The organism is Mesorhizobium sp. M1143 (assembly GCF_040318435.1).
GTDB lineage: Bacteria > Pseudomonadota > Alphaproteobacteria > Rhizobiales > Rhizobiaceae > Mesorhizobium.
This window is the reverse complement of sequence record NZ_JAMYMJ010000057.1, coordinates 19,292-30,096: the sequence shown is the minus strand read 5'-3', so window position 1 is coordinate 30,096 and position 10,805 is coordinate 19,292. Positions and strand designations below refer to the sequence as shown.

General features: G+C 63.1%; 11 protein-coding genes and 2 pseudogenes. 9 read left to right on the top strand and 4 right to left on the bottom strand.

The features are described 5' to 3' along the window. The 6 genes and pseudogenes from NKH35_RS26770 to NKH35_RS26745 form a co-directional block, all read left to right on the top strand. A pseudogene (locus tag NKH35_RS26770) lies at positions 1 to 390 on the top strand (DUF4350 domain-containing protein); the annotation flags it as partial. Then, positions 377 to 1,333: an AAA family ATPase gene (locus tag NKH35_RS26765; protein WP_352916954.1), complete on the top strand. Its 957-nt coding sequence runs from the start codon at positions 377 to 379 to the stop codon at positions 1,331 to 1,333. The pseudogene NKH35_RS26770 and the gene NKH35_RS26765, both read left to right, overlap by 14 nt. Further along, positions 1,330 to 2,640 carry a DUF58 domain-containing protein gene (locus NKH35_RS26760; RefSeq protein WP_352916952.1) on the top strand — a complete coding sequence of 437 codons (1,311 nt, stop codon included), beginning with the start codon at positions 1,330 to 1,332 and terminating at the stop codon, positions 2,638 to 2,640. Before NKH35_RS26765 ends, NKH35_RS26760 begins: the two co-directional genes overlap by 4 nt. Continuing rightward, positions 2,637 to 3,656: a stage II sporulation protein M gene (locus NKH35_RS26755; protein ID WP_352806465.1), complete on the top strand. Its 1,020-nt coding sequence runs from the start codon at positions 2,637 to 2,639 to the stop codon at positions 3,654 to 3,656. The genes NKH35_RS26760 and NKH35_RS26755 overlap by 4 nt, the downstream gene beginning before the upstream one ends. Beyond that, entirely contained in the window at positions 3,643 to 4,503 is an 861-nt protein-coding gene (locus NKH35_RS26750) for an RDD family protein (RefSeq protein WP_352916950.1), read from the top strand. The genes NKH35_RS26755 and NKH35_RS26750 overlap by 14 nt, the downstream gene beginning before the upstream one ends. 13 nt (positions 4,504 to 4,516) lie before the next feature. Continuing rightward, positions 4,517 to 4,870 (top strand): hypothetical protein, encoded by a 354-nt coding sequence (locus NKH35_RS26745; RefSeq protein WP_352916948.1) that lies wholly within the window; start codon positions 4,517 to 4,519, stop codon positions 4,868 to 4,870. A 7-nt stretch (positions 4,871 to 4,877) separates the two neighbouring features. Here the strand turns inward: NKH35_RS26745 and NKH35_RS26740 are convergent, their stop codons facing one another. Continuing rightward, positions 4,878 to 5,564: a D-lyxose/D-mannose family sugar isomerase gene (locus NKH35_RS26740; RefSeq protein WP_352916946.1), complete on the bottom strand. Its 687-nt coding sequence runs from the start codon at positions 5,562 to 5,564 to the stop codon at positions 4,878 to 4,880. Positions 5,565 to 5,714: 150 nt separating this feature from the next. Here NKH35_RS26740 and NKH35_RS26735 point away from each other — a divergent pair, with 150 nt between their 5' ends. The 3 genes and pseudogenes from NKH35_RS26735 (at position 5,715) to NKH35_RS26725 (ending at position 7,436) form a co-directional block, all read left to right on the top strand. After that, positions 5,715 to 6,773, top strand: coding sequence for a D-TA family PLP-dependent enzyme (locus NKH35_RS26735; RefSeq protein ID WP_352916944.1), 1,059 nt, complete (start codon positions 5,715 to 5,717; stop codon positions 6,771 to 6,773). 69 nt (positions 6,774 to 6,842) lie between these two features. Beyond that, positions 6,843 to 7,159 (top strand): annotated as a pseudogene (locus tag NKH35_RS26730) (type II toxin-antitoxin system RelE/ParE family toxin). Then, complete coding sequence (locus NKH35_RS26725) at positions 7,140 to 7,436, top strand: addiction module antidote protein (protein WP_352916942.1); 297 nt, start codon at positions 7,140 to 7,142, stop codon at positions 7,434 to 7,436. The pseudogene NKH35_RS26730 and the gene NKH35_RS26725 overlap by 20 nt, the downstream one beginning before the upstream one ends. A gap of 47 nt (positions 7,437 to 7,483) precedes the next feature. Here the strand turns inward: NKH35_RS26725 and NKH35_RS26720 are convergent, their stop codons facing one another. The 3 genes from NKH35_RS26720 to NKH35_RS26710 form a co-directional block, all read right to left on the bottom strand. Further along, entirely contained in the window at positions 7,484 to 9,073 is a 1,590-nt protein-coding gene (locus NKH35_RS26720) for a tetratricopeptide repeat-containing sulfotransferase family protein (protein WP_352916940.1), read from the bottom strand. A 77-nt stretch (positions 9,074 to 9,150) separates the two neighbouring features. Next, complete coding sequence (locus NKH35_RS26715; protein WP_023739271.1) at positions 9,151 to 9,822, bottom strand: outer membrane protein; 672 nt, start codon at positions 9,820 to 9,822, stop codon at positions 9,151 to 9,153. 194 nt (positions 9,823 to 10,016) lie between these two features. Next, complete coding sequence (locus tag NKH35_RS26710) at positions 10,017 to 10,769, bottom strand: heme ABC transporter permease (protein ID WP_352916938.1); 753 nt, start codon at positions 10,767 to 10,769, stop codon at positions 10,017 to 10,019. Positions 10,770 to 10,805: the final 36 nt, after the last annotated feature.

Sequence of the window (10,805 nt, the reverse complement as noted above, 5' to 3'; positions counted from 1 at the left end):
CGCCCCCGCGTGCCGGGGGCGGCAGTGGCCTCCCTCGCTGGCCTGGCGCGGGGGGGCCCGCCCGGGGCCGACCAGCGCCCCTGCGCGGCCGCAAACCGCGCGGGGGTCGACACCACGGCGATGCTGTTGCGCCGCGCCGGCCGGCTGGAAGAACTGGGCGACCGCTATGGAGCACTGGCACGCGTACGCGCCGGCGCGCTGCTCGGCGCGCCGCACGGTTTGCAGGGCGAAGCGCTCGACCGCTGGCTCGATTCCCGCGATAAGGACGAAGCCGGCGGGTTCACGACCCGCCTGCAAGCTGCGAACGCGGCAAAGACCCTGACACAAATGCATGATGCAGCCGAAAAGCTGCACGACTGGACGGCAAGGAGGCTCGGTGAACGTCGATGATGTGAAGGCCCTGGCGACACAGATCAGGGAAGAGGTGGCCAAGGCCATCACCGGGCAACACGATACGGTCGATCTGATGCTCACGGCATTGTTCGCCGGCGGGCATATATTGCTCGAGGGACCGCCGGGCACGGCCAAGACGATGACGGCGCGCTGCTTTGCCCAGGCGCTGGGCGTCGCCTATGGCAGGATCCAGTTCACGCCCGACCTGATGCCCGGCGATATCGTCGGTTCCAACATCTACAATTTCCAGACCGGGCAGTTCACGCTGACGCGCGGCCCGATCTTCTGCGATCTGCTGCTCGCCGACGAAATCAACCGAACGCCGCCGAAGACCCAGGCAGCCCTGCTGGAGGCGATGCAGGAGCATGCCGTCACCTTCGACGGCACCACCTATGCGCTCGGCCCGAACTTCATGGTGGTCGCGACGCAGAACCCAATCGAGCACCAGGGCGTCTATCCCCTGCCCGAAGCCCAGCTCGACCGTTTCCTGTTCAAGCACCGGGTGAGCTACCCCGGCCCGGAAGAGGAAAAGGCGATCATCATCCACCATGGCGGCGGCACCGCCTCGCACGACATCAAGCAGTACGGCATCAAGGCCCAGGCCGACCGCAAGACGCTGGAAAAGGGGTTGGCGACCGTCGGCGAGGTTACGCTGGTCGATGATGTCGTCGACTATATCGCCAGGCTGGTGCGGGCCACGCGCGAAAGCCCTGACCTCGAGGTCGGCGCCAGCCCGCGCGCGGGCGCCATGCTGGCGAGAGCTGCACGGGCTCGGGCAGCGCTCGACGGGCGTGCCTATGTCATCCCCGACGACGTCAAGGCGCTTGCCGTGCCGGCGCTGCGCCATCGCGTTATCCTGTCGCCGGCGGCGCAGATCGACGGCCGCCTGGTCGAACAGATCGTGACCGACCTTGTAGACCAGACGGAAGCGCCACGTTGATTTATCCGAGCGGCCGGGCAGTCTGGGCAGGTGCGGCCGGTGCAATACCGGCCTTCCTGATCGCGCTCGCGCTGCCGTCGATGTGGTATCTCGGCCTGTTGTGGATCTGCGCGCTGCTTGCTTTCCTGGCCGTGGACGCGGCCGCCGGGCGCGGACGGGCTTCTCTGAACGCCAGCATCCACGCCCCGCCGCAGGTCAGCGTCGGCGGCCAGCTCACCGTCAATGTCACCGCCAGGCTCGGCGGACGGCCGCGCGCCGTGCAGGCGCGTCTTGGCCATGACGAGCGGCTGCAACCGCTGGGCGGCACCGGCGGCGCATCGACCGCCGAGGCCGGCAGCGCATCGCTCGATCTCAGATTTCAGGCGCTGCGGCGCGGCATTGCCAGGTTCGATCGCCTGTGGCTGCGCTGGCGCGGGCCGTTCGGCCTGGTCTGGAACCAGGTCGTCCTGCCAATGGACAACAAGGTCGCGATACTGCCCGATATCCGCAGCGCCCGCGACGAGGCGATCACGCTTCTGCAGCGCCAGGCGCTGCCCGACGGACATGCGCAGCGCCGCGCCGGCCAGGGCCGCGAATTCGAGGCGCTCAAGGACTACCAGCCCGGCATGGGCCGGCGCATGATCGACTGGAAGCGCAGCGCCCGCCACGGCAGGCTTCTGGCGCGCGAATTCCGTATCGAGGAGAACAACAACATCGTGCTGGCCATCGATAGCGGCCGGCTGATGTGCGAGCCCGTCGACGGCGTGCCGAAGGTCGACCGCGCGGTCACCGCCGCCTTGCTGTCGGCGTTCATCGCACTGAAGGGCGGTGACATGGTCTCCCTGTTCGGCTTCGACGCGCGGCCGCGCGTTTACAGCGGCGCCGTGCGCGGCTCCGCCAGCTTCGCCATGATCCAGAAGCGGGCGGCGGAAATCGACTATTCCACCGAAGAGACCAATTTCACCCTGGCGCTGACGACGCTGGCGGCGCGGCTCGACCGGCGCTCGCTGGTGATCATCTTCACCGACTTCGTCGATCCGATCAGCGCCGAACTGATGCTGCGCACCGTCGGCCGGCTCACCGAACGGCATCTGGTGCTGTTCATGATGATGAAGGATGTCGAACTGGAGACACTGGCCGACATGCCGCCGGACGCACCGGAGGATGTGGCGCGCTCGGTCGTCGCCGGCGGGCTGCTGCGCGAAAGGCAGGTCGTCATCGGCAGGCTCAGGCTGCTCGGCGCGCATGTCATCGAAGCCGACCATCAGAGGCTCGGACCGGCGCTGGTCGAACGCTATCTCGAGCTAAAGCGGGAGGATCTGTTGTGAACGCGCTGGTCGGCAAGGATGCGGTGCGCCAGTCGCTGGCGAGCTTCCGTTCGGAGCGCGAGGCCGACTGGAAGGCGTTCGAGGCGCTGCTTGCCCGGGTCGAGAAACGTGCGCCACGCACGCTATCGGAAGACGAACTGCTGTCGCTGCCATTGCTCTACCGCTCGGCGCTGTCCTCGCTTTCGGTGGCGCGGGCGACCTCGCTCGACAATGCGCTGGTCAGCTATCTCGAAGCGCTTTGCCTGCGCGGCTACTTCTACCTCTATGGCGCGCGTCGCGGCTTGCGGCAGCGCATCGGCGATTTCTTTCTGCATGACTGGCCGCATGCAATTCGCGATTTGTGGCGCGAGACCTTGCTGTCGGTCGTCCTGACCTTTGTCGGCGCCGGCGCCGGCTACTGGCTGGTGGCCAAAGACAAGGGCTGGTTCGACGCCATCATTCCGCCGAGCCTGGCCGGCGGGCGCAACCCGGATGCCTCAGTCGAAGTCCTGCGACAGGTGCTTTATGACGGCGCCGACAGCAATTTCCTGTCGGGCTTCGCCGCCTATCTGTTCACGCACAATGTCCAGGTGGCGATCCTGGCCTTCGCGCTGGGCTTTGCCTTCGCGGTGCCGAGCGTGCTCTTGATCCTGATGAATGGCTGCCTGCTTGGCGCGATGTTCCAGATCTACATCGCCAAGGGGCTCGGGCTGGAGCTGGGCGGCTGGCTGTCCATCCACGGCACCACCGAGATGTTCGCGATCGCCTTGGCGGGCGCCGCCGGCATGCGCATCGGCACGCGCATCGCCTTCCCCGGCGAACTGACGCGGATGACGGCGGCAGCCGATGCCGGGCGCGTGGCCGCAACCACCATGGTCGGGGTGACGATCATGCTTTTGTTTGCCGGCCTGCTCGAAGGCATCGGCAGGCAGGTGATCACCAGCGACGCTACACGCTACGCCATTGGCGGCGGCATGCTGACGCTGTGGCTCTGTTATTTCTATTTGTTCAGGGTGGTGCGGCATGGCGACCGCTAGGCGTGCTACCGTCTCGACGATACGGCCGCTGATCACGCCGGAAGGGGTCGATCTCCGGATCAAGCTCGTCGATGCCGGCACTCGCGCCGCCGCCTTCCTGCTCGACTTTGTCATCATCATCGTCACGGCGATCGTGATCTCGATCGTTGCACTGTTCGGGCTGGCCGGCCTCAAAGGCGAAGGCGCGCAGCCGCTGTTCATCGTCTGGATCATCCTGATCTTCTTCCTGCGCAACGCCTACTTCATCGTCTTCGAAGCCGGCCGCCGCGCCGCCACACCCGGCAAACGGATGCTCGGCATCCGGGTGGCGTCGCGCAGCGGCGCCGGCCTGTCAGTCGATCAGGTCATTGCCCGCAACCTGATGCGCGAGATCGAGATCTTCCTGCCGCTGTCGATCATCCTCGGCCGCAGCGAGATGGGGCTCGCCGACACGCTGACGACGATCTTCGGACTGGTGTGGACGCTGCTGTTTGCGCTCTTCCCGCTGTTCAACCGCGACCGCATGCGCATCGGCGACCTGCTTGCCGGAACCTGGGTGGTCGAGGCGCCGAAACTGGCGCTGGTCGAGGACCTGTCGCAACGCCAGAATGCTCGCGCCTTCCGCTTCACCCAGGCGCAGCTTGACGCCTATGGCATTGCCGAACTGCACAAGCTGGAAGAGGTGCTGCGCCGCGACGACTATTTCGCGCTGAAAGCGGTGGCCGAGACGATCGGGCGCAAGATCGGCATGATGGTCGATGCCGTCGATTCCAGGGCCTTCCTCACCGCCTATTACGGAGAGCTGCGGGCACAGCTCGAACGCAAGCTTTTGCTGGGGACGCGTAAGGCGGATAAGTACCAGCGGTAGATCGGAGTTCGGGATGCCGGCTCAAGTTAGCGAAGCGGAAAAAGCCAGAATAGAACGCGCCACTCAGGCGGCAGTCTCCGGATCCTGGAAGGAATTTGCAGAACTCACCGACGAACCGTTTCCAAACGATGCATCGATGAGGGAGCAATTCGGAGATACTTCTTCCCGACTTCAGCAAGCCGACGGAAATTGGGAAATGACCTCAGGCATAGGTATCGTGCCTGACGGCAGCGCGCGCCTGATCACAGTCTTGATCAAGGCGCCGCCCACCGTGGATATTGTCCTGACGCTGCACAGCACGAGCGATCGGGATGACAGCACGATCAGCATCTGGACGTTCTTTCAGCAGGTGAATTGGGGCGATTAGGCATCGCCTACCCCACCCACTTCTCATAGTCGGACACCAAAAGGTGCACCGGCGCGACATTCTCGTCGATGTTGGAGAAGCGGCCGATCGGTTCGCGGAAGACGTTGTCGGTAAGGTCGTCATTGACGGTCGAGACCTCGCCGATCAGCACATCCTTGCCCTCGGCCCAGAAGGCGTGCCAGACGCCGGGCATCAGCGTCACGCTCTGGCCCGGGTCGAGCTTCAGCAGCCCGCCTGCCGGCAGCCTGTGGATGGTGCCGTCGACCGGCACCGACACTTCGGCCTTCGGATCGATGCCGCCGTCGCGATCGTGCATGAACAGTTCGAGCACCAGCTTCCCGCCGCCACGGTTGATGATATCCTCGGCCTTGATGTTGTGGCGATGCATCGGCGACAGCTGATCCTTGCGCGAGATCATAATCTTCTCGGCATAAAGCATGCCCATGCCCTTCTTCATGTCGGCATAGACGCCGTTGCGAACGGTGAACAGGAACAGGCCGAGTTCGTCGAATTTTTCCTGGCCGTAATCGGTGATGTCCCAACCAAGCCGCGAGGTGAAAATGGCGGCGGAGTCGGCCTTGCGCGCCTTCATCTCTTCCGGGCTCCAGTAGGCGAAGGGCGGCATGATGTAGCCGAACGAGCGGATGAAGGCGTCTGCATCGCGGATGATGTCGTTGACGGTGGAGCGTTTCATGATCGTGATCCCTTCGCGTCGCGTTCCCTGGAGTTATCTGAAGCGCATAGCCGAACAGCGCTGCGGTGTCGACGCAAACTGCGTGCTGGCCCCATGACATCCGTGCGGATCGGGGCCATAAGTCAGCCAGATTTCCCAGGGTGATATTTCATGCAAGGCATAGACGACCTCGACACGCCGGCGATCCTCATCGACGCAGCCCGCGCCGAAGCCAACATCACACGAGCGCAGGCGCATGCCGACCGCCACGGGCTGAAACTCAGGCCGCACATCAAGACGCACAAGCTGCCTTATTGGGCGAAGAAGCAGATGGCGGCCGGCGCGGTCGGCATCACCTGCCAGAAGATCGGCGAGGCCGAAGTGATGGCCGATGCCGGGCTGACCAATATTTTCCTGCCCTACAACATCCTTGGCCGCGCCAAGCTGGAGCGCCTCAAGGCGCTGCATGGCCGTGTGACACTGTCAGTGACGGTGGACAACCTCGAAACGCTGGATGGGCTCGCCGCCACCTTCACCGATACCGGGCACCCCCTGCCCGTCCTGGTCGAATGCGACACCGGCATGGGCCGTTGCGGCGTGCAGAGCGCCGCCGAGGCGCTGGCACTGGCGAAGTTGATCGACCAAGCCAAGGGGCTCACCTTCGGCGGGCTGATGACCTACCCCGCGGCCGGCCGCGCCGCCGAGGCTGAATCGTGGCTGGCCGGCGCCAAACAAACGCTCGCGGCCTCGGGTCTCGCCTGTGAACGCATCTCCAGCGGCGGCACGCCTGACATGTGGCGCTCGGGCGAGGACAGCGTGGTGACCGAATACCGCCCCGGCACCTACATCTACCTCGACCGCTACCAGGTCGCCAAAGGCGTCGGCACGCTCGACGATTGTGCGCTGACGGTGCTCGCCACCGTGGTCAGCCATCCGACGCCGGCCCGCGCCATCCTGGACAGCGGCAGCAAGGCGCTGTCCAGCGACACGCTGGGGCTCGCCGATTTTGGCGAGCTGCTCGGCATGCCCGGCGCCCGTGTCACCAGCTTGAGCGAGGAACATGGCACGGTCACGCTTGGAAATGGTGCGAAGCTTCGCATTGGCGAGCGCGTGCGCGTGGTGCCTGATCATTGCTGCGTCGTGACCAACCTGTTCGACCAGGTGCATCTGATCGACGGTGACAAGGTGCTGGAAACGCTGAAGGTGGAAGCGCGTGGGCGGATGGGGTGAGGCTTTTCGTTTTGGAGGCTCGCCCTATTTCGACATTGACGAATTGTAATTTATAACTTACTAGTCACCATGGCAATCCTGAAGCAGACAGCCACCTTTCGGAGGTGGCACCAAAAGCTGAAAGACGGAAGAGCCAAGGCGGCAATTGCCGTTCGGCTGCAACGTTTGATTGTAGGAAATCCCGGCGACGTGGCCCCAGTGGGTGAAGGCATCAGTGAATTGCGCATTCACTATGGGCCCGGCTATCGCGTTTATTTCACAAGCGCGGTGAAACGGTCATCCTGCTCCTGTGCGGCGGGGATAAAAGTTCACAAGAAACCGACATACGGACAGCAAAGCGCCTGGCCGTAGAATGGAGTGACGACAATGATTGGAAAAATCTATGATTTCGATCCCGCCGAAATGCTCGATTCCGATACGGCAATCGAGGCGTTTCTGGCAGAGGCAATGGAAACCGGAGACGCCAAATTCGTCGCGTCCGCCCTCGGTGTCGTTGCCCGCGCCAAGGGGATGAGCAACATTGCCAGAAAGACCGGCTTGGCTCGCGAGCATCTTTATACCTCGCTCAGCGAAAACGGTAATCCTACGCTGGAAACCACACTGGCGGTCATGAAAGCATTCGGCTTTCATTTGGCCCCAAAGCACGATGCAACTCAGGTCTAATCTACGCCAGCGCGCGTCGAGCGCGAGGTTGTTCGGGCCAACTGAAATCAGGACGGATAAACCGGACCCAGCGCCGCCTTCAGCGGATCCAGCGCGTCGCCATACAGCTTCCAGCGCTCGACCGAGGATGAATAGATCGGCTGGCGCACCTGCCAGCGGCTCGGCGTCCGCACGGTGCGCTCGGTCTCGTCGAAACGCAGGCAGGCATCGTCCCACTCGATGCCGAGGAATCCGATCAATCCGCGGGCGCGATTTTCGAAATCGGCGACCGTTTCTTCGTAGGGCATGTCGTGGATATCCAGCGGGATGACCTTGGCCCAATGGCGCATCAGGCGGTCATACTGCCGGTAATACTGCCCAAGCTTGGTCAGATCGGCATTATAGCCGTGCGCCTCGGAAAAATTATGCATGAAACAGGACGCGCAATTGTCCATCGGGTCACGCCGGCAATGGATGATGCGGGCATTCGGCAAGATCAGGCTGATGAAGGCCAGCAGCTCGAAATTGTGCGGCATCTTGTCGACGACAAGCCGCACCGTGTTGTTGCGCTTTTTGAGATCGTCGAGATATTTCGATCCAAGCTCCTTGGCCTTGGCTGCAGTGAGCGCCGCCATGGCCTTGGTGAAAATGGCTGGGTCGAGCTTGTCGAACCCAAGTTCGCCGGCAAGTGAACGAATGGTCGACAACTCCCCGGCGCCATGTATATCGCGATGACTGGCGCATATCTGCTCGGTCAGCGTCGTTCCCGACCGTGGCATGCCTACGATGAAGACCGGGCGTCTGGATGGATTTCCCAAATTGGCTCGCGCCTCGAAGAAGCCGGCGTCGAAAGTGTCGATGAAGCTGTCGTAAAGCTGGGTGTGCCGGTCGATGTCGAAATCATTGCCGGAAATCGCCTTGGCCCTCGCGAAATGGCGGATGGCCGGGCTATACTCGCGCTGATCATTGAGCATCTTGCCGGCGGCGTGGTGCAGCACTACCCGCTCGCGATCGGTGGTTGTCGGCAATTCCAGGCGTTTCAGCACCAAAGGCAACGTCGGATCGTCCTTGACCGCCCGGCGCGCAAGCGCCATTCCAGCCAGCGCCTCGACATGGCCCGGGTCGATGGCAAGGGCCTTGCTGAAGCATTCGACCGCCTCGGCCGGCCGGCCAATGTCGGTGAGCAAATCGCCCATACCGGCAAGTGCCATCACCGACTGGCCGTCGATAGCCAGCGCCTGGCGATAGAACCCTTCGGCAATGTCGCCCTCGAGCTGGCTGCGGTAGGAGCGGCCGAGATTGCACAGCGCTTCGATGAGCCCTCCGTCGAGCTCGATCGCCTTTCTCAGATGTCTGCGCGCCTTGTCGACGTTGCCGGTGACATTGTAGGCATTGCCGAGATTGTTGCGGAAGATGGCGTTGTCCGGTTCGAGCTTGACCGCCCTTTCCATATAGGCAATGGCGGCGTCATGATGCTCGGCCTCGATGGCGAGCGTGCCCATCAGGTTCAGCGCCATGGCATTTTTGGGCTGCGTGCGAAGCACCGTCTGGTAGCAGAACTCGGCCTCGCGAAAACGCTTGCGCCGTTGCAGGTCGATGCCGCGCTGCAATGTCTTTTCCGCCGACTCACCGGCGGTCGGCAGCGAAGCTGGGATCATTGCCGGCGGACCCAGGGGTTGCCGGCGTGGCAAGAGCGGCATCCGTCAAATCCCGGTCGCGGCCTGCGACGAACCAATCAGAACTTCAGGGTTACGCCAAGCTGGAGATTGTGGGAGTACAATTTGGCGTTCTCGTATGTGCCGCCGCCATCATTGTCGTCTAGATCCACGCTTGTCACGGCCTTAAAGCGGTAACCGAAATCGAGGTCGACATTCTGCGTTACCGCGTAGGTAACACCGGCGCCCACTTGGCCGGCGAAACCCCAGCCGCCAGGCCCGTATCCAAAGGCGTGGCCATCAAAGTGAGTATCGGCGGTAACATAGGCCGCGCCGAGACCGCCGCCGACATAGAGTTTGGCATCACCAAAATGCGCAACATCGGCCCAGACGTTGGCGAGAAGATAGGTGGCCGACAGATTGCCGGAAGCCGGATAGTTGCCGACGCCCGTGTAGCTGTATTCGCTTGCCTTGTAGCGCGCGTAGGACAATTCGCCTTCGACACGAAACACATCGTTGATGCGCCGACCGACAGCGCCGCCGATTACGAACCCGGTATCAAGATCGACTGAATAGCCAGTACCATTGTAGTCCGTTTTCACATGGTTCGGGAAACTGGCGCCGCCGAAGAGCGTGACGTACCAGAGATCCTCCGCCCTCGGAACGTCGACAATCGCGTCGGCGGCGTAGGCCGAACTCCAGCCAAGCGCCAATGCAAATGTCGAGACGCCAGCCAACAAGCGCAGTTTCATCGCCGATTCCCTCGCTACAACTAGTGACTGGTATCACTCTTGCTTCGCGGCCGAGCTGTCAAGAAAGCAAACGAGATCAAGGAGCCAAGCGAAGTCGGGAACAATCTTTTGAGAATTCTTGTTGCTGCACCGCAACATAGCAGCACATGCTAATGTTTGGCGGCAGGCGTATGGCTTCGGTTTTGAAAATCGCGCTAGTCGGCCTGCCGTGCTGCCACCCTGCGCATGGCGATCACCCGCCGGCGGCGGATTTCGGTGCGCATCGCCGTCAAATGCAGCGCGAAGAACAGCACGGTGAAGCCGAGCGCCATCACCAGCAGCGGCCATAGCAGGCTGGGATCGATCGTCGGTCCGCCGAGCCGGAACACCGACGCCGGCTGGTGCAGCGTGTTCCACCAGTCGACCGAGAATTTGATGATCGGGATGTTGATGAAGCCGACGAGCGTGATGATGGCGGCGGCCCAGGCGGCGCGGCTGGCGTCATCCAGCGCACGCGTCAGCGCGATGATGCCGAGATACATCAGGAAGAGGATGAAGACCGAGGTCAGGCGGGCGTCCCAGACCCACCAGGTGCCCCACATCGGCTTGCCCCAGATCGAGCCGGTGACCAGCGCAAGTGCGGTGAAGGTGGCGCCGATCGGGGCTGCCGACTTCAGCGCGACATCGGCCAAGGGATGGCGCCAGACCAGCGTGCCGAGCGCGGCGACGGCCATCACCGTGTAGCACATCATGGCGAGCCAGGCGAAAGGCACGTGGATATACATGATGCGCACCGTGATGCCCTGCTGGAAATCCTCAGGCGCGGCAAAGCTCATATAGAGACCGATGGCGAGCAGGATCGCGGCGATCGACGCCAGCCACGGCACCAGCCTATCGGCCAGCCCGGCAAAGCGCGTGGGGTTGGCGAGGTCGGTCCAGCCGGCGAGGCGTGAGGAGGTATCGCTCATAAGGTCTAGATAGACCGGCGGCGCGTTCGGGGCAAT